Source organism: Rhizobium sp. FG96 (assembly GCF_057808655.1).
The window spans coordinates 225021-249158 of sequence record NZ_JBMDIL010000002.1 but is presented as its reverse complement, the minus strand read 5'-3'; the positions used below and the strand labels follow the sequence as shown (position 1 = coordinate 249158).

23 protein-coding genes are annotated in these 24138 nt (G+C 62.4%); 2 read left to right on the top strand and 21 right to left on the bottom strand.

The annotated features are described in order from the left end of the window. Positions 1-12 precede the first annotated feature (12 nt). Genes ACODR6_RS04440 through ACODR6_RS04420 form a run of 5 tightly spaced genes read right to left on the bottom strand, consistent with a single transcriptional unit; the run spans position 13 to position 5921 of the window. Positions 13-954 carry an ABC transporter permease gene (locus tag ACODR6_RS04440; RefSeq protein ID WP_112714677.1) on the bottom strand — a complete coding sequence of 314 codons (942 nt, stop codon included), beginning with the start codon at positions 952-954 and terminating at the stop codon, positions 13-15. Then, positions 951-2000: an ABC transporter permease gene (locus ACODR6_RS04435; protein ID WP_489021049.1), complete on the bottom strand. Its 1050-nt coding sequence runs from the start codon at positions 1998-2000 to the stop codon at positions 951-953. The genes ACODR6_RS04440 and ACODR6_RS04435 overlap by 4 nt, the downstream gene beginning before the upstream one ends. Continuing rightward, the gene (locus ACODR6_RS04430; RefSeq protein WP_489021047.1) at positions 1990-3516 is read right to left on the bottom strand and encodes an ABC transporter ATP-binding protein; all 1527 of its coding nucleotides are present in this window, start codon (positions 3514-3516) and stop codon (positions 1990-1992) included. Before ACODR6_RS04430 ends, ACODR6_RS04435 begins: the two co-directional genes overlap by 11 nt. After that, positions 3513-4925, bottom strand: coding sequence for an amidase (locus ACODR6_RS04425; protein ID WP_489021045.1), 1413 nt, complete (start codon positions 4923-4925; stop codon positions 3513-3515). The genes ACODR6_RS04430 and ACODR6_RS04425 overlap by 4 nt, the downstream gene beginning before the upstream one ends. Before the next feature lie 9 nt (positions 4926-4934). After that, on the bottom strand, positions 4935-5921 hold the full coding sequence (locus ACODR6_RS04420; RefSeq protein WP_112714669.1) for a BMP family protein: 987 nt from the start codon (positions 5919-5921) through the stop codon (positions 4935-4937). Positions 5922-5991: 70 nt separating this feature from the next. On the opposite strand from ACODR6_RS04420, the gene ACODR6_RS04415 reads away from it, so the two are divergent. Continuing rightward, positions 5992-6363, top strand: a complete 372-nt coding sequence (locus tag ACODR6_RS04415) for a hypothetical protein (RefSeq protein WP_489021042.1) — start codon at positions 5992-5994, stop codon at positions 6361-6363. A 102-nt stretch (positions 6364-6465) separates the two neighbouring features. On the opposite strand, the gene ACODR6_RS04410 is transcribed toward ACODR6_RS04415, so the two are convergent. The 11 genes from ACODR6_RS04410 to ACODR6_RS04360 all read right to left on the bottom strand — a co-directional run bounded on the left by ACODR6_RS04410 (position 6466) and on the right by ACODR6_RS04360 (position 18765). Then, positions 6466-7875: a sensor domain-containing diguanylate cyclase gene (locus ACODR6_RS04410; RefSeq protein WP_489021040.1), complete on the bottom strand. Its 1410-nt coding sequence runs from the start codon at positions 7873-7875 to the stop codon at positions 6466-6468. A gap of 325 nt (positions 7876-8200) precedes the next feature. Next, the gene (locus ACODR6_RS04405; protein WP_489021038.1) at positions 8201-9334 is read right to left on the bottom strand and encodes an ABC transporter ATP-binding protein; all 1134 of its coding nucleotides are present in this window, start codon (positions 9332-9334) and stop codon (positions 8201-8203) included. 87 nt (positions 9335-9421) lie between these two features. Then, positions 9422-10627 (bottom strand): ABC transporter substrate-binding protein, encoded by a 1206-nt coding sequence (locus tag ACODR6_RS04400; protein WP_489021526.1) that lies wholly within the window; start codon positions 10625-10627, stop codon positions 9422-9424. A 73-nt stretch (positions 10628-10700) separates the two neighbouring features. Further along, positions 10701-11558 carry a carbohydrate ABC transporter permease gene (locus ACODR6_RS04395; RefSeq protein WP_199625638.1) on the bottom strand — a complete coding sequence of 286 codons (858 nt, stop codon included), beginning with the start codon at positions 11556-11558 and terminating at the stop codon, positions 10701-10703. Continuing rightward, on the bottom strand, positions 11555-12439 hold the full coding sequence (locus tag ACODR6_RS04390; protein ID WP_112714657.1) for a carbohydrate ABC transporter permease: 885 nt from the start codon (positions 12437-12439) through the stop codon (positions 11555-11557). The genes ACODR6_RS04395 and ACODR6_RS04390 overlap by 4 nt, the downstream gene beginning before the upstream one ends. A gap of 13 nt (positions 12440-12452) precedes the next feature. After that, a complete protein-coding gene (locus ACODR6_RS04385) occupies positions 12453-13610 on the bottom strand; it encodes a Gfo/Idh/MocA family protein (RefSeq protein ID WP_489021035.1) in 1158 nt (385 codons plus the stop codon). A 259-nt stretch (positions 13611-13869) separates the two neighbouring features. Beyond that, positions 13870-15051, bottom strand: a complete 1182-nt coding sequence (locus ACODR6_RS04380) for a M20 aminoacylase family protein (RefSeq protein ID WP_489021033.1) — start codon at positions 15049-15051, stop codon at positions 13870-13872. Between the two features lie 84 nt (positions 15052-15135). After that, the gene (locus ACODR6_RS04375; protein WP_489021031.1) at positions 15136-15915 is read right to left on the bottom strand and encodes an amino acid ABC transporter ATP-binding protein; all 780 of its coding nucleotides are present in this window, start codon (positions 15913-15915) and stop codon (positions 15136-15138) included. After that, a complete protein-coding gene (locus ACODR6_RS04370) occupies positions 15912-16868 on the bottom strand; it encodes an amino acid ABC transporter permease (RefSeq protein WP_203430266.1) in 957 nt (318 codons plus the stop codon). Before ACODR6_RS04370 ends, ACODR6_RS04375 begins: the two co-directional genes overlap by 4 nt. Continuing rightward, on the bottom strand, positions 16865-17749 hold the full coding sequence (locus ACODR6_RS04365) for an ABC transporter substrate-binding protein (RefSeq protein ID WP_203430265.1): 885 nt from the start codon (positions 17747-17749) through the stop codon (positions 16865-16867). The genes ACODR6_RS04370 and ACODR6_RS04365 overlap by 4 nt, the downstream gene beginning before the upstream one ends. A 35-nt stretch (positions 17750-17784) precedes the next feature. Next, complete coding sequence (locus tag ACODR6_RS04360; protein WP_489021028.1) at positions 17785-18765, bottom strand: substrate-binding domain-containing protein; 981 nt, start codon at positions 18763-18765, stop codon at positions 17785-17787. A 101-nt stretch (positions 18766-18866) separates the two neighbouring features. On the opposite strand from ACODR6_RS04360, the gene ACODR6_RS04355 reads away from it, so the two are divergent. Continuing rightward, positions 18867-20195, top strand: coding sequence for an aminotransferase-like domain-containing protein (locus ACODR6_RS04355; RefSeq protein ID WP_489021026.1), 1329 nt, complete (start codon positions 18867-18869; stop codon positions 20193-20195). 7 nt (positions 20196-20202) lie between these two features. Here ACODR6_RS04355 and ACODR6_RS04350 read toward each other — a convergent pair whose 3' ends face one another. From ACODR6_RS04350 to ACODR6_RS04330, 5 genes are all read right to left on the bottom strand, one after another. Continuing rightward, positions 20203-20838 carry a hypothetical protein gene (locus tag ACODR6_RS04350; protein ID WP_203431171.1) on the bottom strand — a complete coding sequence of 212 codons (636 nt, stop codon included), beginning with the start codon at positions 20836-20838 and terminating at the stop codon, positions 20203-20205. Positions 20839-21049: 211 nt separating this feature from the next. Then, positions 21050-21736 carry an ABC transporter permease gene (locus ACODR6_RS04345; protein WP_112714641.1) on the bottom strand — a complete coding sequence of 229 codons (687 nt, stop codon included), beginning with the start codon at positions 21734-21736 and terminating at the stop codon, positions 21050-21052. Continuing rightward, positions 21733-22437 carry an ABC transporter permease gene (locus tag ACODR6_RS04340; RefSeq protein WP_112714639.1) on the bottom strand — a complete coding sequence of 235 codons (705 nt, stop codon included), beginning with the start codon at positions 22435-22437 and terminating at the stop codon, positions 21733-21735. The genes ACODR6_RS04345 and ACODR6_RS04340 overlap by 4 nt, the downstream gene beginning before the upstream one ends. Before the next feature lie 27 nt (positions 22438-22464). Then, positions 22465-23238, bottom strand: a complete 774-nt coding sequence (locus ACODR6_RS04335; protein ID WP_112714637.1) for a lysine/arginine/ornithine ABC transporter substrate-binding protein — start codon at positions 23236-23238, stop codon at positions 22465-22467. 66 nt (positions 23239-23304) lie between these two features. After that, positions 23305-23967 carry a helix-turn-helix transcriptional regulator gene (locus tag ACODR6_RS04330; RefSeq protein ID WP_199625627.1) on the bottom strand — a complete coding sequence of 221 codons (663 nt, stop codon included), beginning with the start codon at positions 23965-23967 and terminating at the stop codon, positions 23305-23307. Between the last annotated feature and the right edge of the window lie 171 nt (positions 23968-24138).

Sequence of the window (24138 nt, the reverse complement as noted above, 5' to 3'; positions counted from 1 at the left end):
CTTTTCGGAAAACTATCGCTCGCCGCGGCGGTAGGGTTGCATCAGCGCCTGCGGCACGCGGGCGCGCCGCGCCATGACGGCAAGCGCGACGATGGACAGGATATACGGCGTCATCAGGAATATCTGGTAGGGCACGCCGCTGACGGCAGTCTGCAGCCTGAGCTGGAAGGCATCGAAAAAGGCGAAGAGCAGGGCGCCGAACAGCGCGCGGCCCGGCCGCCACGATGCAAAGACAACGAGCGCGATGCAGATCCAGCCGCGGCCCTGCACCATCGTCGGAAAGAAGCTGTTGAATGCCGACAGGGTCAGGAAGGCACCGCCGACCGCCATCAGGGCGCTGCCGGCGACGATCGCGCCATAGCGGATCCGCACCGGATTTAGTCCCTGCGCCTCGGCGGCATGTGGATTTTCACCCGTCATGCGAATGGCAAGCCCGACAGGCGTGCGAAAGATCACGTATCCCATCAGAAGCGCGACGGCGATCGCCAGATAGGTCGGCGCCGTCTGCGTGAAGAGCGCCGGGCCGATGAAGGGCAGGGATGAGAGGCCGGGAATGTCGATCGGCTGGAACGGCACGATCGTCGGCGGGGTGCCGGCGACCGGAACGATCAGCCGGAACACATAGTAGCTGAAGCTGGAGGCAAAGAGCGTCACGCCGAGGCCGGTCACATGCTGCGAAAGACCGAGCGTCACCGTCAGCAGCGAATGCAGCAATCCGAACAGGCCGCCGGCGAGTGCCGCCACCAACAATCCCGTCCAGAGATCGGCACCGTGATAGACGGCAAGCCAGCCGATCATGGCGCCGAAGGTCATGATCCCCTCGATGCCGAGATTGAGCACGCCTGCGCGCTCGCAGAGCAGCGCGCCGAGCGTGCCGAAGATCAGCGGCGTCGCGATGCGCAGGATCGCCGCCCAGAGGCCGGCCGATGCAAGGATGTCGATCAGCGTGCTCATCGGCGGATCCTGTATTGCGTGAAGAACAGTGCCACGACCATCGTGAGAAGCGAAAGCGCGACCGTGACGTCGGCAATATAGGTCGGGATGCCCAGGCTGCGGCTCATGCCGTCGGCGCCGACAAACATCACGGCCGTAAACAGCGCCGCGAAGATAACGCCGATCGGATTGAGGTTCGCCAGCATGGCAACCACGATGCCGGAATAGCCGAAGCCCGGCGAGAGGTCGGTGGTCACATAACCCCTGACGCCCATCACCTCGATGGCACCGGCAAGGCCCGCCAGCCCACCGGAGATGCAGGCAACCTTGACCAGCGTGCGGGCGAGCGGAACGCCGGCGAAGACGGCGCCCTGCGGATTGAGGCCGGCGGCCCGCGACTGCATGCCGAAGACGGTGCGCGATTGGATGAAATGGATGGCGATCGCCAGGCCGATGGCAATCGCTAGGCCGATATGGAGGCGAGAGCGGGCAAGCAGCTTCGGCAGCATGGCGTGATCGGCGACCGACTGCGATTGCGGCCAGCCGAAGGCGAGGGGATCCTTGAGCACGCCATCGATCAGCATCGAAACGAAGAGAATGGCGATGAAGTTCATGAGCAGGCTGGTGACGACCTCATCGACCGAAAAGCGCAGGCGCAGCCAGAGCGGCACGAGGATCAGCACCATGCCGGCGATGGCGCCAATGACGAGGAGCAGCGGAATGAGCGCGACGGAGGGGAGACCGGCAAGCAGTTTCGAGCCGAAGGCGGCGACCGCGATGGCGCCGAAATAGAATTGTCCCTCGGCCCCGATGTTCCAGAGGCGGGCGCGAAAGGCGACTGCGGCGGCAAGCCCGGTCAGGATCAGCGGCGTGGCCCGCGTCAGCGTTTCCGTTGCCGAAAGCCGCGAACCAAAGGCGCCGATGAGGATACGCTTGTAGGCTTCCAGCACCGGCGCACCGGCAATGGCGATCAGAATGCCTGACAGCGCCAGGGCAACGATGATTGCGGCGACCGGCGCCCCGGCCATCAGATAGAGCGGCCGATGTTCGCGGCGTTCAAGGCGCATGACGGGTCTCCGCGGTATGGCTCCAATCGCCCGCCATCATCAATCCGAGGCGGCGCGCGTTGGCTTCCGCCGCATCGACAGAAGGCGACAGACGCCCGCCGACGATGGCCTGGATGCGGTCAGCGAGCGATATCACCTCGTCCAGATCTTCGGAGATCAGCAGGACGGCGGTACCGGCGCGGCGCGCGTCGAGAATACGAGCATGCACCGCGGCGACCGCACCTTCGTCGAGACCGCGTGCCGGCTGGGCAGCGATCAGGATGCGCGGACGGCGCTGAAGATTGCGTCCGAGGATCAGCTTTTGCATGTTGCCCCCGGAAAGAAGCCGGGTGCGGCTTGCCGCTGCTCCGCCGCGCACGTCGAATTCCTGAATGATTTCGGTGGCGAAGGCCATGCCGGCCTTGCGGTCGACGAGGCCATTGCGGGAATATTCCGGCAGCCTTTCGAGTACGGCATTTTCCCAGATGGCCATGTCGCCGATCGCGCCTTCCCGGTTGCGATCCTCCGGAATGCGGCCGATCCCGGCGGCAATCACATCAGTGACGCCGAGATTGCCGACGGGCTCGCCATAAAGCAGGAGATGGCCTCCCGTGCGGGCCAGCGTGCCGGAGAGAAGCTGAGCCAGAGGTGCCTGGCCGTTTCCGGATACCCCGATGATCCCGAGAACCTCGCCTTCGCAAAGCGTGAAGCCGATCTCTTTCAGCCGGTCCACGCCGCCGATGCGGACCGTCAGGCCGCGCGCTTCAAGCGCAACAGGGCCGGGTGTCGAGGGTTCGCGCACCGGCCGCTCGACGCGCCGCCCGACCATCAGTTCGGCAAGTTCCGCCTTGCTGGTCTCCGCGGCCCGGCGCTCGGCGACCATCCTGCCCCCTCTCAAGACGACGATACGATCTGCCGCGGCCATGACCTCGTCGAGCTTGTGCGAAATGAAAATCAGCGAAAGGCCCTGGCGTGCCATTTCCTTCAACGTCGAAAACAGCCGCTCGGCCTCGATATTGGTCAGCACGGCCGTCGGCTCGTCGAGGATCAGGATGCGCGCATCGTTATACAGCGCCTTCAGGATCTCGACGCGCTGCTGCTCGCCGACAGAGAGATCGCCGAGACGGGCATCCGGGTCGACCTTGAGGCCGAAGCGGTCGGCGATCCCGGCAAGTTTGCGGCGTGCCGCAGCCGATTGCGAGCGGATATTCCAGAGCGTCTCCGTCCCCGTCATGACGTTTTCGAGCACGGTCAGGTTGGGGGCGAGCGCGAAATGCTGGTGAACCATGCCGACGCCTGCGGCAATCGCGGCACGCGGCCGTCCGGGCGGGATATCCTTTCCGTGAATGCGGATCGATCCGCTGTCCGGCACATAGTGGCCGAAGAGGATGCTCATCAGCGTCGTCTTCCCTGCTCCGTTCTCGCCGAGAAGGGCAACGATCTCGCCCTTGTCGAGGGCGAGCGAGATGTCGTCATTGGCGAGATTGTCGCCGAAGCGCTTGCTGATGCCGAGGAGCTCGAGAACCTTTTCGCTCATGCGTTCAGTCCTGCAACGCTGAAGGGGTGCTGCCAGCGTTCGTCGGCTTCCAGCGTGGCGGCCAGAGAAAGCAGCAGTTTCTCCTGGCTGAACGGAGCGATGATCTGGACCGGTAGCGGCAGGCCGTCGGCGTCCTTGCCGAAGGGCAGGGTGATCGCGGGAAAACCCGATATATTGGCGAGCGCCGCGAGCGGCGCAAAGGCGGTCATGCGGTTGAGATGAAGCTCGGTGTCATCGTGATCCGATGGAAACGAGCCGATCGGCAGCGCTGCGCTCGAAAGCATCGGCGTGACAATCGCATCGACCTTGTCGAACAGGGACCAGAGACCATGGCTGACCCGCACACCGGCATCGAGTGATTTCCAGAGTTCCGTTGCCGGCATGGTGCGTCCACGGTTGATGAAGGCCTGCGTCATCTTTTCCGTCTTGCCGGCGTCTAGAGCAAGGCCATCGATCAAGGCGGCAAGATTGGCGGCGATAATGTTGCCGAAGACTTTTGCGCTTGTATCGGCGAGAGGCGCAAAATCCTGCCAGGCGAGCGCTACGATGGCGTGACCGCGGCCTTCCAGGAACTTCGCGGCGTCTTCTACCGCCTGCGCGCGGTCTGCGGTGGTCGGATAGGCCGCGCCCGTATCGGTCAGCACGCCGATCCGCAGCGGCCGCTCCGGTGGCGCCGCAGATGGTGCGTCCGCAAATGGACCGCGGGCAGCGCCTTCGAGCGCTTCGAATATGGCGGCGGCGTCCCGTACGGAGCGCGTGACCGCCATTTCGCTGGCAATCCCGCCGAGATGGTTGCCGAAGAAAGGTCCGGCGGGCATTGCGCCGCGGCCGGGCTTCAGGCCGACGAGGCCGCAGCACGCTGCCGGCACACGGATCGATCCACCGGCGTCGGTCGCGTGCGCGATTGCAACGATGCCTGCGGCAACGGCCGCCGCCGCCCCGCCCGACGAGCCTCCGGGTGTCCGGTTCCGGTCGAGCGGATTGCGGCAGAGCGGGCCGATCGCCGGCTCGCTGGCGAGCGACAGGCCAAATTCCGGACTGGTGGTCAGGCCGAAGGGAACAAGACCGGCGTCGCGAAAACGGCCGGCGAGGTCGGAATCGAGGCCGGATTTCCGGCGATCGAAGAGCCGCGAACCGGCCGCAACGGGCAGGCCCGCAAACGGCCCGCCGAGATCCTTGGCGAGCGTCGGCACGCCAGCGAAGACGCGGGCGTTGAAACGCTCGGGCTCGCTTTGCCGCTCGACGTCGAGGCGGCGCGCAGCTTCTATGCCCATCCCGGTATCGAGATAGGCGATCGCGCCAAGCGCCTCCTCACGCGCGGCCGCGTCGATAGCGGCCTGCATGGCCTCGCTTGCCGAGGTCCGGCCGTCCCTGATCGACCCGGCGAGCGCCGTTGCGTCCTGAAACATGGGTGAGAATTACTTCGGCTGGTCCATGTTTCTCGGAACTTCGAAGGTTCCGGCCTTGATTTCGGCGCGCTTGGCTTCCATTGCCGTTTCGGCGTCGGCCGGGGCAACACCCTTCACATAGACGATGTCGCTGCCGCCTTCCTTCATCAGGCCGAAGGCCGTGTAGTTCTTGCCAACAGGCTTGCCGGCCTGAACGTCGGCGATCGCCGCATTGAGGATCGGACGGAAGCCCCAGAGCGCGTTGGCGAATACCGTGTCGGGATAACGCGGCGAGTAGTCGATCAGCGATCCGACAGCCTTGATGCCGCGCTCCTTGGCGGCATCCGCCGTGCCGATGCGCTCGCCGAACAGAATGTCCGCGCCTGCATCGATCTGGGCAAGGCCGGCTTCACGCGCCTTCGGCGGGTCGAAGAACGTGCCGATGAAGGCAACGAGGTGCTTGGCGTCGGGGTTCACGGCCTTGACGCCTTCGCCGAAGGCATTGATCAGCATGTTGACTTCGGGGATCGGGATCGCACCGACGGAACCCACGACGTTGGACTTCGTCATCTTGCCGGCGAGCATCCCGGCCAGATAGGCACCGTCATGGTTCCAGGTGCCGAAGACGCCGAAATTGTCGCCTTCCTCATTGCCGCTGGAGCCGAGAACAAAAGCGGTGTCGGGATATTCGGCGGCCACCTGGCGCGCTTCCTTTTCGACCGCATAGGCCTCGCCGATGATCAGCTTGTTGCCCTGTTCGGCATATTCGCGCATGGCGCGCGGGTAATCGGTGCCCGAGACGCCCTCGGAGAAGACATATTCGATGACGCCTTCCTTCGCCGCGGCTTGAAGGGCTGCATGGAGACAGGAGTTCCAGGCATTTTCGACCGGCGAGGCGTGGATGCCGGCCACCTTGAGCGGTGCGGCGGCGCGTGCGGCGGGAGAAAGCGCGCTGACACCGAGCGCAATGCCCGAGGCCAGAACGGTACGGCGAGACATGATGATCTGATTTTTCATAGTCGTTCCCCTTTTTTGACTATTTGGTAAAAACCATAGGCAGGGGTTAAAAAAGTGTCAAGCAGAGTTCGTGATCAATGAATGGGCACAGCTAAAAATAGTATATTTGATTTCAAATGGTTATGGAATCAGCCGGCATTTTCAGCGGCGCCGGATACCGTTCGCGGCCCGATTGCAATTATGCCCGATGGATAGCCGGCATATAGAGGCAAATGACCTGCCAGCCCGCCGGTCGTCTCTGACGGGAAAGGCGGCAGCAGGCGCAATTTTTCAAGAGTGGCGGTTGCTGGCCCAGGACATGTTCGAAAGCTGGCTGAAGCTGGTAACGCGTCTGCTGGTAGAAACACCTTACCTTGCCTGCGACGAATTTACCCCGGCTGATATCGCGGCTAACGACCTTCTGGAGTTCACTCGACGACCCAAGCGCTCGGCTTCACAGTGACCGAAAAAGTCCATATCGCGAGAACCGCTCAGTGTGATGAACCTGCACCAAGATGCGAGCCTGGGATGCGAAGGTCACGAGCCGGTGATGCTCTCTTCAGCCTCAAGCGCATGCCAGCATGGCGTCGCCCTGCGCCTGAAAAGTCACCACGGATCCGCGGCCAATCGATTTGGCCGCGTAAAGCGCTTCGTCGGCTCTCTTGAGGGCTTCGTCACAGCTGCGGTCTGAAACTGAACCGGCATGATCAATACCGAACGAGGCGCCAATTCGCGCTTCGATGTGATCGAGGTCATAGGGCTGGCCGAGAAGCAACGAAAGCCGCCGGCAACTCAGCTCCGCTTCGACCTGTGTGGTCGAAGGCATCAGAATTGCGAATTCGTCACCGCCCAGACGGAAGACAATGTCGTCATGCCTCGTGGACGATCGAAGGCGTTGAGCGACCTGCCGGAGTACCTCGTCGCCGGCGGCATGTCCGTGCCGGTCGTTGACCGCTTTGAACCCATCGAGGTCCAGGCAGACGACGGTGACGTTTCCTGTTTCGGATAGACGACTGAACTGCGGTTCGATCGTCGTGCGATTGGAAAGCCCCGTGAGGAAGTCATGCGTCGCTGCATGTCGCATGCGCTTCTCCGCTTCGACCAACGACACCACTGCCTGCCGCGAAATCCTCGCAACAAATATGGCGCCAAAAACAAGCACGGCTATGACTGCGGCTGCAAGGGGAAGAGATTGTAAAAGTAAATCCCTGGCGGGCGTCGGTGGCTTCCAGGACAGGACTTCCTTTTGCCCATCGGTGCCGACTGCGACCTCGACGCGGGCTCGGTTGTCCGGAACGGAGGCCTGGCCGCCTATGGTCGCATCATCGAGGAGGAAGCGGTTACCCAGGAACTCCTGTAAGCTGCCGGCAATCGGGATCGCCGAAATGAGGATCGGAGCGCTTGGTCCGCGCGGTGTTGCCGTTTTGAAATCCGGTTGGAAGAGGCTTGCAGTCAGCAGCACGGCGTCACTTCCGACAACCTCGATTTTGCTGAATGAAACAGGATTGGGAATTCCTGATGCCTTTGCACCCTGCTCGCGGTCGCGAACTTGGGCAACGAGGGCGCTTGCGTCCCCGGTGATCTCGGCGGCGCCACGATGAAAGAATGGTCGCGTGGCGACTTCGTCGGCGGTCTTGTCGTAGATCATTTTGCCTTCGGCATCCAAAATGGCGACGAACCGGGTTCGAGACGTTCCAATCAACGAGTTGCCGATGTTGCGGTCGGTCCATTCGGGATCGAATGCGTTGTCGATTTTCGCGATCGACTCGTCCCAGATTGTCCAAGCAGTGAGGGCAAATTCGACGTCGGTGATCCAGATCGAAATGTTTCGTTTGACGAGTGTCTCCTGACGCTCGCGGATCTCCGCATCCAGGCGCGCGACACCATAATAGGGAACTGCTGCAAGCCCGGCGATCACGACGGCGGCGAGCAATAGCGCAGGTCCTACCAACTTCAATCCAGTGAAACGCTTCATCGCATGCCGGCCCTGAGTTTCTTCAGGGTGAACCTACAGGAGCGAAACCTTAGCGGCGGTTACCGCCGCCAGCGTTTTGATGGCTTCGGTTAATGGTTCGTCACACATCAGCAAACCAGGCCTGAGGCCACCCTTGAGTAGTCACGGCGACCGGCTATGGAGCGGGCGCCGACAAAATCTGCGTAATGCCGCCGTCATGAGCTGTTCGGCGTCGAACCCGGGTGCGCTCCGCTTGGCTTCAGCGAGGATCGTACTGGCTGAGCCGCAAGGCTGACGGCTGTGGCCGCAAAGTTGTTGCCGGCCAATATGGTTGGCTCGCTTGCCCTCACGCCGTTGCCGGCGACAGCAGGTTCATATCGATTTCGGTGAGTTCCACCCGGCGCTCGAAGGCCTTGCCTTCCTCGTCGAAGAGGTGGCAGTCGGCGGCGTTGATGCCGACGGTGACGGGCTGGTCGGCGCGGATGCCGACGCTGCCGGGGAGCATGGCGCAGAAGTTCTCCGTTTCGCCGCCGAGTGCCGCATAGGCTACGGTGTTGGCGCCGAGCCGCTCGATGACGCTCGGGGTGACGGCGAGCGATATGTCACCGTTGGTCAGCTGGATATGTTCCGGGCGGACACCGAGCGTCAGCGTCTTGCCGACCATGCCGTCACGCACAGCAACCGGTAGCGTTGCCGTCTGGCCGCGGTAATCGATCGTCACGCCGGAGGCGCTGGCCGCGGTGCAGGTGACCGGCAGGAAATTCATTTTCGGATTGCCGATGAAGCCGGCGACGAACTGGTTTGCCGGCTTGTGATAGAGCTCCAGCGGCGCGCCCGTCTGCGAGATGTTGCCGGCGTCGAGCACGACGATGCGGTCGGCCATGGTCATGGCTTCCACCTGGTCGTGGGTGACGTAGATCATCGTCGCCTTCAGCTGCCGGTGCAGCTTGGCAAGCTCGATGCGCATGTCGGCGCGCAGGGCCGCGTCGAGGTTCGAGAGCGGCTCGTCGAACAGGAAGATCTTCGGTTCGCGGACGATCGCGCGGCCGATCGCGACGCGCTGGCGCTGGCCGCCCGAGAGCATGCCGGGCTTCTGCTGCAGCCGCGTTTCGAGATGCAGGATGCGGGCGGCATTCTCCACCTTGGCCTTGAGCTTCTCCTCCTCCATCTTCTCGACGCGCAGCGGGAAGGCGATGTTCTCGAAGACGCTCATATGCGGATAGAGCGCGTAGGACTGGAAGACCATGGCGATGCCGCGCTTGACCGGCGGCAGATCGTTGACGCGCACGCCGTCGATGACGATGTCGCCCTTAGTGGTCGCATCGAGGCCGGCGATCATCCGCAGCAGCGTGGACTTGCCGCAGCCCGACGGGCCGACGAAGACAACGAACTCGCCGTTCTTCACGTCGAGCTCGACGCCTTTCAGAACTTCGTAGTCGCCATAGAATTTTTGAACTTTATTGAGCTGAAGCTGTCCCAAAAATCTGTCTCCGGTCCCGGCCTTGAACGCGCATGAAGTTGGTCGGTGAGGATCGCGGCCGGATGACCGCGATCCTCGTTTCGAGGCTTACTTGAAGGCTTCGATTTCGCCGGCAGCCTTCTTGAGGGCGGCTTCCGGTTCTGCCTTGCCGGTGACGACGGACTGGACCATCTCGATCATCGAGTTCTGGAAGCCCTTGTAATCGGTGAAGAGCGGCTCCGGACCACCGTAATCGATACCCTCGATGAACGGCTTCCAGAAGGGATCCTTGGCAACGAACTCGTCGACCTTCTTGGACGGACGCAGCGGGGTGAGGCCAGCGCCGCCCTGCAGTTCGTATTCGCCCTGGATATCGGGAGAGGTGATGTACTTGGCGAATTCGGTCGCCTTTTCTTCGACGCCCGAGCCCTTGAAGATCGCAAGGCTGTCGGTGATCAGCAGCGTGCCGGCGCCCTTGGCATCCGGACCAAGCGGCAGCGTCGCGACGCCCCAGTTGATCTTGGTGTCCTTCAGGCGGTAGGCGGCGCCGGAGCCGGCCTGGATCATCGCGACCTTGCCGTCGAGGAAGATGGCGCGAACTTCGTTCTGTTCGTATGCCGTCGGGCCTTCTTCGGCATAAGCGGCGATATCCTTGTAGGCCTTCAGGGCCGCGAGGATCTGCGGGCTGTCGAGGGTCACCTTGCCCTCGGCATCGGTGACGGCGCCGTTATTCGTATAAACCCAATGCATGAACTGGTGCATCGTGTTGTCGAAGGTCTTGGCCGAGAGACCGAAGCCCGGAACGCCGGTCTTTTCCTTGATGGTCTTTGCCATCTCGATTTCTTCGCCCCAGGTCTTCGGCGGCTTCTCGGGGTCGAGACCGGCCTGCTTGAAGAGATCCTTGTTCCAATAGAGGGCCTTGGTCGAGAAGGCGATCGGAACGCCCCACTGGTTGCCGTCGAAGGTGACGGTGTCGACGATGTGCGGGTAGTAACCCTTCTTCTCGTCGTCACTCATCGGAACCGGAACGATCAGGTCGTTCTGCGCGAATTCCTTCAGCGTGCGCGAGCCGACATAGGCCATGGCGACGGGCGTGCCGGCGGCTGCCAGCGTCGTAGCCTTGTCCTGGCACTGCGCCCAGCCGACAACTTCGGGCGCGACCTTCCAGCCTTCGTTCTTGGATTCCCATTCCTTGATGTATTTGGTGTGGATCGGGTCGATCGTGTCGCCGCAATAGATCCAGCTGATTTCCTTGTCGGCTGCCTGGGCAGTGACCGCGGTCAGTGCCGTCGAACCGAGCAAGGCGAGCGCCATTAGGCCTGTCTTGATGGTAGTGTTCACGTCGTGACTCCCATTCTCGTTGTTAGCTGTTCACTCTTTTCTTGTCTTATTGTTTCACCGCACCGGCGGTCAGGCCGCCGACAAGGTAGCGCTGAAGGAAGAAGATGACGACCATCGCCGGCGCGATGCCGACGAAGGAGGCCGCCATCAGTTCGTTCCAGATGACCTCCTGCTTTCCGAAGTAAGCGAAGAGTCCCACCGGCAGGGGCATGTATTCAGTCTTCGAGTTGAAGGTCAGCGCGAAGATGAACTGCTGGGCATAGGCGCCGATGAAGGTGGTAATCGCGACGACGATAATCCCCGGCATCGCAATGGGCAGAATGACGCGGCGGAGCGTGTAGAAATGGCTGGCGCCATCCATATAAGCCGCTTCGTTGAGTTCCTGGGGAATGCGGATCATGTAGGTGCGCAGAAGCCAGATCGCCGACGGGATCAGGAAGGCGACACCCGGCACGATCATGGCGAAATAGGTGTTGAGCACGCCCATCGTGCGCATCAGGCGGAAAAGCGGAATGAGCAGCACGGCGCCGGAGAACATGTTCACCGTCAGGAAGGCGCCGAGCAGGATGCCCATGCCGCGGAATTCGAACTTCGCGAAGGCATAGGATGCCGGGATGACCAGGCAGAGCACGATGACGGTCACGATGATCGAGATGAAGAAGGAGTTAAAGATATAGCGCCCGAAGCCCGGCACGCTGATCCACATCGTCCTGTAGGCCTCGAACGAGCCGTTCTCCGGCCAGAAGCGGTATGGCGAGGAGAAGAGCTGGCTGAGCGGCTTCAAGGATACCAGGAAGCCTTCGACGAAAGGCGACAGCACGAAGAAGAGAAACATCGCGATGCCGCAATAGATGAGGATGATTTCCCACCAGCTGTAGCGATCGATCATGGGACGGCTGCTCATGCGCGCTTCTCCGGGTTAAGGCGGCGGGTGACGCGGAAATAGGCGAAGCAGAAGAGCGACAGGAAGATGCAGATCAGCACGGCGCGGGCTGCACCTTCACCGTATTTCTTCGAGCCGATTGCCGTCTGATAGGTGTCGATGATCATCGTCGTCGTTTCACCGCTCGGACCGCCCTGCGTCAGGATCCAGATGATGTCGAAGGAATTGAAGGTCGCGATCAGCGATAGCATCGACATGGTGATGATGGCGGGAACCATCAGCGGCAGCGTGATGCGGCGGAAGCGGTACATGCGGCCGGCGCCGTCGGTCCATGCGGCCTCATAGAGATCCTTCGGGATCGACTGGATGGCGGCGAGGAAGTAGATCGTCACCAGCGGCACGCCGATCCAGACGTCGGTCACGATCGTCGCCCAGAAGGCGGTGCTGCCATAGGCGAGGAAGGCGACCGGGCCATCGACCAGGCCGAAGCGCTGCAGCAGGCCAGAGATCATCCCGAACTGGCCGTTATACATCCAGCCCCACATGAAGATGCCGATCGCCATCGGCACGATCCATGGCGGCATGGTCAGCAGCCGGAACAGCGAGCGGCCGGGCACGGCGGCATTCAGCATGACGGCGCCGAACGTGCCGATGATCATCTTCAGGGCGACCGAAAAGAACGTCCAGATGAAGGTGCGCAGAATGACTTCCGCGAAGGTGGAATTGAAGATCTTCTCGTAATTGACCCAGCCGACCCAGTTCGTGACCTTACGCAGCGATGCGTCCGTGAACGACAGGATGAACGTGTCGACCAGCGGATAGGCAACGATTGCCAGGACGTAGAGGACTGCCGGAAGGAGAAGGATCCAGGCGAAGATGACGGCACTTTTCTGAGCACTCATCTTGCCGCCTCCCTCAAGCCGCTCTGGCGTGTAGCGCCTCGTCGAACCTGTCCCAGACGGGACGAAGGTCGATGACGGCCTTCTTAATGCGGGCCTCATCCATGGCAAGTGCCAGGATGCCGGCCTCCAGAGCATTGAGCGTCGAGACCGGAAGCTCGGACCCGGTGCGCACGCTCTCCAGGATATCGGCTGCCATCTGCTCGTCGGCGCCGTAATGCTGGGAGAGCTCGGTTGCGGCATATTTCGTCTCGACGACCTTCTTGCCGGTCAGCTGCTCGTGGACATCGAGATAACCGCGGACAAAGTCGCCTTCGGCCATGCCGCGCGATCCCATGATCGCGAAACGGCGGAACTGGTCGGGGACGTTCAGGTTCGTATGGAAGTTCATGCCGACGCCATTGGCATATTCGACGATTGCCACCTGGTAGTCGATGATATCGGCGTCGCTGTCGAACACCTTGTCGGAGCCCATCCAGCCGCTCGGCTTGCGATGGAAGAGTTCGAGATCGTTGATGCCTTCGCGGGCCGGGTCGTTGGCGGGAATGAAGCTCTTGCGGCCGCCGAAGCTCGCGACGCGCTCGGGACGTGCGCCGACGACGCCATTGTAGAGATCGAGGTCATGGCAGCACTTTTCCAGCATGAAGCTGCCGGAATAGCGCTCGTAGCGGCGCCAGTCGCGCATGAAGAAGGCGCCGTGATAGGGCTCGATATGCTCGGATGCCTCGATCGAGACGATCTGGCCGAGCTTGCCTTCGGCCTGGATGGCGCGCAGGTCCTTGTAGAGCGGCGAGTAGCGCAGCACGAGGCCGACCATCAGCCGCTCATGGCCGAATTTCGCCATCAGATGAGCGAGCTCGATGCTCTCGGCGATCGTCGTGACGATCGGCTTTTCGCAGAAGACCTTCAAGCCGGATTCGAGGCCGAGGCGGATATGGTCGAGATGCATGTGGTTGGGAGAGCCGATCATCAGGAGATCGAGCTTTTCGGAGGCCAGCAGTTCCTGCGGCGTGCCATAGGCCTTGCCGACCGAAATGCCCTTTTCCGTCAGCCCCGGAAGACCCGCCGGCTCCGGATCGACATAGCCGACGATTTCGAAGCTGCTGTCGATAGCCGTAAAGACATGGCCGAGGTAGCCGAGCCGGAATCCCAGCCCTATGATTCCCACTTTCATCCCGATGACGTTCCCAATTTCGTAATTTATTTTCTTCAAGTTGGGACAAAAATCAGAAGCCGTCAACCGAAAACGGGCCTGAAAGCGCATTGATGAAATTAATTTTCATAATATACGGGATAAGCGCGTTTCTGGGCATATCCGCGCAAGCAAAGCAGGCAGCCGATGAAAACGGCTGCCGCCGGCGTCATGAAACTGGTTTCGTTCCCTGGAACCAGTTGGCTGCCCCACTTCAGAGACGGGGCGGCGCCCTTGAAGCCTATTCGTCGAGATAGCGCTCGGTCAATCGCGCCCACATGGCAGCACCCGCCACCAGGCTTTCATCGGCAAAGTCGTATTTGGCGCTGTGCAGGATGGCCGAGTTGACGCCGTTGCCGAGGCGCAGGAAGGCGCCGGGCTTGTGTTCGAGGAAGTGCGAGAAGTCCTCGCTCCCGGGGATCAGGGCGCAGGTCGTGACCTTGTCGGCGCCGACGAGCTCTTCGGCAACCTTCCAGGCAAATTCCGTCTCCGCCTCGGAATTGACGACGACAGGGTGGCCGTGGACATAGTCGATCTCCACCGTGGCGCCGAAGCCGTCGACGACGGACTCCGTCAGCTTGCGGACGCGGGCTTCCAGAAGTTCGCGGGTCTTCGGATCGAAGGACCGGACGGTGATCAGCAGCTTGGCGCTTTCAGGAATGACGTTCGAAACCTCGCCGCTATGGATCGCGCCGACGGTGACGACAGCCGTCTGGGTCGGGTCGACGCTGCGCGAGACGATGGTCTGCAGCGCGACGACGAGGTGGCAGGCGACGACGACGGGGTCGATCGTCAGGTGCGGGCGTGAGGCATGGCCACCCTTGCCGGTGATGGTGATCTCGGCGGTATCGGCGGCTGCCATCAGCGGGCCGGCGCGCATCAGGAACGTGCCCTCGGGCGCGCCCGGATGATTATGCAGACCGTAGATGACGTCGAAGGGAAAGCGTTCGAACAGGCCGTCGGCGATCATTGCCGGAGCGCCGCTGACGGCACCCGCTTCCTCTGCCGGCTGGAAGATCAGCGTCACCGTGCCGTTGAAGCGGCGGGTACGGGCCAGATATTCGGCGGCGCCGAGAAGAATGGTCGTATGGCCGTCGTGGCCGCAGGCATGCATCTTGCCGGAAACCTTGCTGGCATAATCGAGGCCGGTCTGCTCGGCGATCGGCAGCGCGTCCATGTCGGCGCGGATGGCGATGCTCTTCTTGCCGCTGCCTGCCATCATGCGGGCGACGACACCGTGGCCGCCGACATTGCGCGTCACGTCATAGCCCCAGGCCTCGAGCTTTTCGGCGACGAGGCGTGCGGTTTCGGCTTCTTCGAAGGAGAGTTCGGGATTGGCGTGAAGGTGGCGGCGGGTCGCCGTCAGCTCCGCCTTCATCGGTTCGAGATCCGAGAGGCTGGCGAAATCGTTCTTGAGGGTCATGGCCGTTCCGGTCTTGCGGGAGTGCGGCCGCTGCCGCCAGGGCGGCAAGCGGCGCGCATCATTTCGGGAGGAGAATTGCCGCGCTCAGATAAAGCGCGACAGGAAGCTTCGGGTGCGGGGGTGCTGCGGATTGCCGAGCACATCTTCGGGCTTGCCCTGTTCGACGACCTTGCCGCCATCCATGAACACGACGCGGTCGGCCGCTTCGCGGGCAAAGCCGATCTCGTGGGTGACGACGATCATCGTCAGGCCCTGATTGGCGAGGTCGCGCATGGTGGCGAGCACTTCGCCGACCAGTTCCGGGTCGAGCGCCGAGGTCGGCTCGTCGAAGAGCATCAGCTTCGGCTTGATGGCGAGCGCCCGGGCGATGGCGACGCGCTGCTGCTGGCCGCCGGAGAGTTGGCGCGGATAGTTGTCCGCCTTGGTCGAGAGACCGACGCGTTCCAGCAGGCGCTTGGCATTCTCGGTCGCTTCCTTGCGGCTTTCGCCGTGGATGCCGACCGGTGCCTCAACGATGTTCTGCAGCGCCGTCATATGCGGGTAGAGATTGAACTGCTGGAACACCATGCCGATCTTCCGGCGCTGGAGCGCGACGGCATGATTGGAAAGCTGCACCAGCTTGCCCTTGCGGAAGCTGTAGCCGATCTGCTCGCCATCCACCTCGATCGATCCCTGATTGATGGTCTCAAGGCGGTTGATACAGCGCAGGAAGGTCGACTTGCCGGAGCCCGACGGCCCCAGGATGACGACGACTTCGCCGGGAGCGACGTCGAGGTCGATACCCTTCAGCACTTCGAGCTGGTCGAAGGACTTGTGGACGTTTCTGGCGCGCACGAGCGGCTCGATGGTCGCGATCGCGTTCATTGGCTCACCTCCTGTGCGGCAGCAAGAGCCGGTGCCGGCACGGCGGCATCCTTCGCGGCCCTGGGGGCGCCGGTGCGGCGGTCGCCACGGCTATAGTAGCGCTCGATGTAGCTCTGGCCGACATTCAGGACCGAGGTGATGAGCAGGTACCATATGACGGCGACGAGCAGCATCGGGATGACTTCGAAGGTGCGGTTGTAGATCGACTGGACCGAATAGAGCAGGTCGGCCATGGCGATGACGCTGACAAGCGAGGTCGCCTTGATCATGCTGATCAGCTGGTTGCCGGTCGGCGGAACGATCGAGCGCATCGCCTGCGGAATGATGATGCGGCGCAGCGCCCTTGCCCGGGTCATGCCGAAGGCTTCGGCAGTCTCGAACTGGCCCTTGTCGACCGAAAGCAGGCCGCCGCGGATGATCTCGGCCATATAGGCTGCTTCATTGAGGGCGAGACCGGCGATCGCGGCGGTCATCGGACTGATGACGGAATTCGTGTCCCAGCTGACGAAGGTCGGCCCGAAGAACGGGATGCCGATCGACAGCGTCGGGAAGAGGGTCGAGAGGTTGTACCAGAAGATCAGCTGCACCAGAAGCGGCGTGCCGCGGAAGAACCAGATGAAGAGCGATGCGAGAGAGTTGGCAAGGCCGTCCTTCGACAGGCGGGCGATGGCAAGCAGCAGGCCGAGGATGACGCCGATGATCATCGCCACTACGGTCAGGCCAAGCGACACATAGAGACCGCTGATGACGACCGGATCGAAGAAATACTGGGCGACGACGGGCCAGCCGAAATTTTCGTTTCCGGCGATCGACCAGGCAAAGTAGGCGGCAATTGCCAGGACGATGACCCAGGCCGCCACGCGGCCGGTGGGGAAGGGCTTGTGGGCATGCGCCACATCCCGAGCTGCCGCATCGCCGGGTGGCGATGCGGTGTTCTTGATATCAGTGCTCATTTCGGCAACGTCCCGCCGAGGTTGATGCCCGGCTCCTTGATCATGTTGTTCTCGAGGCCCCACTTCTTCATGATGGCCGCATAGGTGCCATTATCGATCAGAACCTTGACCGCGTCACGCAGAACGGGGCCGAGCGGGGAACCCTTGGGAACGACGGCGCCCTGATAGAGCGCTTCGAAGCCGTTCTTCTGGCCGACACCCGTGAGTTCCAGCTGGCCATTGGCCTGCGATACGAAATAGGTGAGCGGTGCCTGGGAGGAGAAGAAGGCGTCCGAACGCTTGGAGCGGACCGCCAGGATCGAGCTCGGCTGGTCGGTGAAGGACTGTACTTCGATCGGGTCCTTGCCGTCGGTCTTGCACTTCTCGGCCTGGACCTGGATGACCTTTTCGGCCGAGCCGCCGGCCATGACAGCAATGCGGTTGCCACAGGCACTGTCGAGCGAGGTGATCGCCTTCGGATTGCCCTTCTGAACGGCGAAGACGACGAATTCCTGAACCCAGTCGACGAAGTCGTTGGCCTCTTCGCGGCTCTTGAAATCGCCGACGGGGCCGAAGGCGAACTGGTAGCGGCCAGAATTGACGCCAGCAAGGAGGGCGGGAAGGCCGCCGACCGTTTCATGCTCGATCGTGACGCCGAGGATCTGGCCGAGCGCGTCGGTCAGATCGGCGCTGGCGCCGGTCATCTCGGTGCCGGTGACGATTTCATAGGGAGGGAAGGAGCCGTTATTGACGGAGATCATCTTGCCAGCCGTGCGGATCGCCTCTGGCAGCTTCGCCTTCAGCTCCTCGTTGACCGAAAGCTTCGGCAGATCCTGCGCCAGGGCCGCTCCGGAGAGCATGACGCCGGCGAGCGCAAGAGTGGTCATTTTCTTCAATTGCATGGTCATTCCCCTTTTTGATTTGATATTCTCGGGTGTCAGGCGGCGGCAGCTACCGGTCTGCCGTCAATGTCGAGTGGAAAGAGTTCTTCCGGCGTCATCAGCCGCGGCAGGATGCCCTGGGCATGAAGCTCTCCGGCGAAATCGGCGATCATCTTGCGGTTGGGCGCAAAGCCGCTCGCATCCCAGCCTTCGGGCAGTTCGGCGGCGCATTTCAGAAGCTCGTCGAACATGAAGGGCGTCGTCTCGGCATATTTGCGCCGCTTGGAGAGCCACATGCGCTGCGATTCATCGATCAGGCGGCTGAGCTCTTCGATCACCCAGGGATGCTCGGCGGCGATCTCCGACTTGATGCCGATCAGGTGCATACCGGGTACATAGCCCACCTCGTCGAAATAGCGACGCTCGGCGCCACGGAAGTCCGAAAGAAGCTGGCGGAAGGGCGAGCCGCTGGCGAAATAGCCGTCGGGCATGAAGGGGGTGAAGATCGCGTCGAGCGCGCCTTCCTTGAGCAGATCGACCATCGGGCGCTCGCCGGGAGCGGCTTCGATGCGCCCAGCGCGGCCGAAGCCGTCGAGGCGGTCGACGATCGGATGCGCCTCGGTCAGGCGTCCCGCATACCACATGGCATCCTCGACGCCGACGCCTTCGCGGCGCACGGCGGCGCGCGTCCAGGTATTGCCGGAGTCGCGCCAGCCGGTGACGCCGATGCGCTTGCCCGCGAGATCGCCGAGTTCGCGCAGCTCGCTGTCCTTGGTCGTGACGATGCAGCGATGGCGGAAGCCGCGCATGATGAAGTTCGGAATGCCGACGACGCTCTCGTCGCCGTCGATGCGCAGCTGCGTGTAGCGGCTGAAGGACATTTCGGCGGCGTCATAGCTGTCGCTCTTGCCGACATGTGAAAGCAGCGTGCCGACGCGATCGACCTTGATGTCGAGCTTTGGCGAGGAGACGTCACCGAGAACCAGCGGCGTCATGTAGTCCCAGTCACGAAGGGCGAGGCGTAAGGTCAGGGGCATGTGCATCTACTCTTAAAAAGCTTGTGTTCATGATCGATAAATGTTCAAAATACATTGATCAAATGTTATTACGTTATTGAACATTAAAAAATGGCGCGAAAATGAGCGAAATACGGGACGCAAACTGGTTTGCTGAAAAATTGAACGATCGTACGATTCGCGGAATCGCGATTGAAACCAGTGCCTTGATCCGGGCCGGCGCGCTGCCTGTCGGCACCAAATTGCCGGCGATCCGCGATCTCGCCTTCGCGCTCGGGATCAGCCCCGCGACGATCTCCGGGGCCTGGAGCGAACTGCGGCGGCAGAAAATCATCAGCGGCCGCGGCCGCAACGGCACCTGGGTCAGCGGCGACCGCTTCATTGCCAAGCCGGAACGCCTGGCAAGCGTCGGCGATTATGGTGAGGGCGTGCTGGACCTCACGGCGGCCGTGCCCGATGTCCGCCTGCTGCCGAAGCTTGCCGAAGCCATGGCCTATGGCGCCTCGGCCGAGAACCTGAACAGTTACGAGCGCAGCCGCATCCTGCCGGAGCTAGAAGAGGCGGTCAGGCGTTCATGGCCCTACGAGCCGGAAGCCTTTCTCGCGACCAATGGCGGCTACAATGCCGTCTATACGCTGATCCATGCCTTGGTGACGCCGGGGGCCTCGGTGGCAATCGAGGTTCCCACAGGCATGCGACTGCTCGACATCCTGGAAGACCGCGGCGTACGCATCCTGCCGGTCCAATGCGATGGCGAGGGGCCGGTTCCGGCGTCACTGGAAGCGGCGATGCGGCTGCGCCCGGCAGCCTTCATCTTCCAGCCTCGCATCCATTCCGTCACAGGCCAGAGTGTCAGCGCCGAGCGGATGGAGGCACTGGCGGCGATCCTGAAAGATAGCGATACGCTGATCGTCGAGGACGACGGCGTTGCCGATATTTCGTCGGCGCCGCGCCATTCGCTGGGCTCGCTCTATCCGGATCGCGTCATCCACATCCTGTCCTTCTCGAAGACCCATGGCCCGGATCTCCGGCTCGCGGTGCTCTCCGGCTCTCGGGCGATGATCGAGCAGATCCAGTCCTACCGCGCCTTCAGCGCCGGCTGGACCAGCCGCATCCTGCAATCCGCGGCCGCCTGGCTGCTTCGCGATCCCGCAACCGGCGAAACGCTGGAGCGGGCGCGCGACATCTACATCAAGCGCCGCGCCGACCTGATCAATGCGCTTGGCGAGCGCGGGGTCGAGGCGGCCCATGGGGGCGGATTATGTGCATGGGTGCCGGTTTCCTCGGAGCCGTTTGCTCTGGTGACGCTCGCCGCCCGCGGCATCGCGGTTCATCCGGGCGCGAAGTTCTCGGTCCTGCCGAGCAGCCACCTGCGCGTTGCGACCGCCAACCTGACGGACCGTTGCCAGGAGGTTGCCGACGGCATCGCGCTCGCGGCCGTTCACCAGTGAGGAAGGATTATTCGCCGGCGGAGCGGCCGGTCGCCAGTTCCATCTTGCGCAGGCAGTCGTCATTGCCGGCAAAGCGGAAGATGCCGTAGACGGCGAGGCCGAGCTCGTCGCTGCCCGATATCGTAAGGCTGGCGGACTCGGCGTTGCCGAAGCGCAGCGAGAGGTCGTTCCACTGGTCGAAGATCTGCCGGTCTTCGCTGATGATCGCCTCTTCGAACTGCCGGTTGTCGCGGAATTCGTTGCTGGTGGCGTGATCGACCGTTTCGTCGGGTTTGCCGAGCTGCTGGCTCATCAGCGCATAGGCCTTGCCGAACAGCGCGCGGGTTTTCTTTCCGTCGCTGTCTTCGGCGATATAGGAGGAGACCGCCGAGATGTTGCAGATCCCGGTGCCCTTCACATAGGCGAGGATATATTCGCTGAAGAGGTCGCTCGCCTCCGGCGCGCCCTTGCAGACATATTGTCCGGTCGCGTCGCTCGTGCTGCTACCGCCGCCATCGATCGCCTCGCAGCCGAGCGTTGAGGGGCGCATGTCCTGCGATATGCCGAATGGCAGCATCGCCGGCGCCGTCTCCTGCGGAGCGGCGGCGGGTGCGACGATTGCTGCAGCAAGAGCAATCGGAAGCATGCCGAAATCGAAAGCCATCATGTCCTCGTCAGCGATTCCGCATCAGTCAATCGCATGCCGGGCACGCGATTTCTACCGTTTGGAAAACGCAGCTGTGGACAAGCCCGTTCCTTCACGATTGCACATCGGCCGGTAACATAGCCGCAGCAAAGCCCTAGCGGACGGGGAGCATCATGCGCCGGGCGGCCTGCTTGCCGCCCGCGTCGAGGTCGATCAGAGGCCGGCTGGACTAGCGGGCAGCCTTCAGCCGGAAGCGAGCTTCCAGGTGATTCCAGCCGCGGCGCAGCAGCTCGACGATGATGATGTAGACGATCGCCGCCGCAATATAGAGCTGGAAATCATAGGTGCGCTGGAAGGCAAAGCGCGTGGCGCCGAGCAGGTCATAGACGGTGACGACGCTGGCGACGGCACTGCCTTTCAGCACAAGCACAACTTCGTTGCCGAAGCCGCGCAGGCCGTGGCGGATCGCTTGTGGCACGACGACGAGGAAGGTCGCCAGGAATGGCCTCAGCGCCAGCGCCTTGGCCGCTTCCATCTGCCCGCGCGGAACGGCGAGCACCGCGCCGCGGAAGATTTCCGACTGGTAGGCGGCGGTGTTGAGGCTGAAGGTCAGAAGCACGCAGAACTGCGGCTCGCGGAACAGCTGCCAGAGGCCGAGCGCCTGCAGTTCGGGCCGGAATTGTCCGGAACCGTAATAGACCAGGAAGACCTGGGCGAGCAGCGGCGTGCCGCGCACCGCATAGGAATAGGCGAAGGCCGCAGCCCGCACCGCCTTCGGGCCGGACAACCTGGCCCAGGTCAGCAGCGCGGCGAGGACGGCGCCGAGCGTGATGGAAATGACCGTCAGCTCGATGGTGACGAGCAGGCCGGAAAACAGGCGTCCGCCATATTGCTGGAAAACGTCGAGATCGATCATCGCGCATGCCCCCAGCCACGGTTGGCATAGCGTTCGAGCGCAATCAGCACCGTGCTCGAGAGCATCGTCAGCAGCAGATATATCGTGCAGGCGGCGGCATAGAACAGAAAGGGCTGCTTGGTCTGGCCCGAAGCCAGATAGGCCTGGCGCAGGATGTCGTCGAGCGCGATCACCGAGACCAGCGACGTTTCCTTCAGCAGCGCCAGCCAGCAGTTGCCGAGACCGGGCAGGGCCGGGCGCAGCAGCTGCGGGAAGATCACCTTGAGAAACAGCGGAAAAGGTTTCAGGCCGAGGCTGAGACCGGCTTCGATCTGGCCGCGGTCGATACCGCGCAGTGCGCCGAGCAGCACTTCGCTGGAATAGGCGGCAAAGACCGCGCCGAGCGCGATGACACCGGCGATGAACGGGCTGAGTTCGAGATTGACGCTATAGCCCATCCATTCGCCGATGGTGCGGATGGCGATCGACGAACCGTAATAGATGAGCAGCAGCGTCAGCAGTTCGGGCAGGCCGCGGAAGGCTGTCGTGAAGCCTTCGCCGATTGCCCGCAGCAGCTTGCTGCGGGCGTTCTTCATCAGGGCAAGGCCAAGCCCGAGGGCAAAGCCGAACGGCAGGGTGGTCAGTGCCAGCTCGATCGTCAGCAATGTGCCGGCGAGGAGCTGGCCGCCCCAGCCATTCGCGCCAAATCCAAGGGTTTCCATGGCCTCTTCGTCTCCGGGCGCGACGGCTTAGTAGATCGAGAAGGGGAAGTACTTCGCGTTGATCGTCTTGTAGGTGCCGTCGGCAACGATATTGGCGAGCGCCTTGTTCAGCTTGGCCTGCAGGTCCGGTTCGGCCTGGCGGATGCCGATACCGACGCCGTCGCCGAGATAGTGCGAGTCCTTGATGTCGTTGCCGGCGAGCTGGCAGCAGTCGTTGCCCGACTTCTTGAACCACTCGGTCAGCGTGATCTTGTCGGCCATGACGGCATCGACGCGGCCGGCGACGAGGTCGAGCAGGGCTTCGTCGACGGTGCCGTACTGGCGCACGTCGGCATCCTTGTACTTGTCTTCGATCAGCGTCGAGAAGGTCGAGGAGGACTGGACGCCGAGCGTCTTGCCCTTCAGGTCGTCAGGCGTGTTGCCTGCGAGGGGAGCGGACTTCAGAACCGCGAGCGCACCGGCCGTGTGGTAATAGGGGTCGGTGAAGGCGATCTTCTTCTTGCGCTCTTCGGTGATCGACATCGAAGCGACGATCGCGTCGTAGTGATGGGCGAGCAGGCCCGGAATGATGCCGTCCCAATCCTGGGCGACGATCTTGCACTCGACCTTCATGTTGTCGCAGAGCGCCTTGGCGATATCGACGTCGAAGCCGGCGAGCGTGCCGTCGGCCTGCTTGAAGTTGAAGGGCGGGTAGGCGCCTTCGGTGGCGATGGTCAGCTTTTCCTGAGCGAAGGCGGAGGATGCCGAAAGGCCGAGCAGGCCGAGTGCGGCGAAAGCGGCCGCAGCGATAGTTCTATTCATGTCTCAGTTCCCTTTATCTTTATGAGGTGGTTGCCAAAGGCCGGCCGGCGGGGGCGCCGGATAGCCTCAAATTTCCTCCTGGAGCGCCTTGGCTCCCGGAGAATTCCTGCCGCTCTTCTTGTCTCTCAGATCCTTGAGATGCTTGTAGAGCGTCGCTCTCGACATCCTCAGCACCTCGGCGATGTACGGGGTGGCATTGCGGATCGAGAACAGTCCCTGATTGTCGAGAATGGAGACGAGCTCGCTGAGATCGTCCTTGCTGAGGCCGGCTTCCGTCAGATGCCGCTCGCGCAGATAGGCGTCGATCGTGGCGCTGACGACCTCTTTCCAGTCGCTCTTGAACAGCGCTTCCGGCGGTTCGGAGGGCGGCGAGAACTGGATGAGGTTGCGGATGAACTCGACCGCACCCTCGAACACCGAAATGTCGAGGTTGATGCAGAGCAAGCCGACCGGCCGGTTGGCGTGGTCGCGCAGCACCGCGGTGACCGAGCGCAGCTGGCGGCGGTCCCAATTGGTCTTGCGATAGGGGCCGATGACGGAGGAGTCGATCGAGATCGCCACTTCCACATCGGTCATCGAGGAGTCCCCGGGCCGGCGCTTGGAAAAGGCGTTGGCGATAAAGGCGATGTTGCCGGTCGCGAGGTCGTGCAGCACGACTTCGGCATGCGGCTGCAGCAGCGTCGCAATCGCCTGGCAAACGGGAACGTATGGCTTCAGAACTTCCTTCATGCTTAACGGTTACGCCCTGTAAGACATTTTGTCAAACAAGACATATTGTCTCAAATCTCGTCCGGGTATAGGAAGTGTTCAGGGAGGAAGTGGATTGCGTGCCGTTAGCTGCGAAATCGCTACTTAAGGCTGGATTTCATAGCATCTGACGTCGCGGAACCGCCTTTTCTC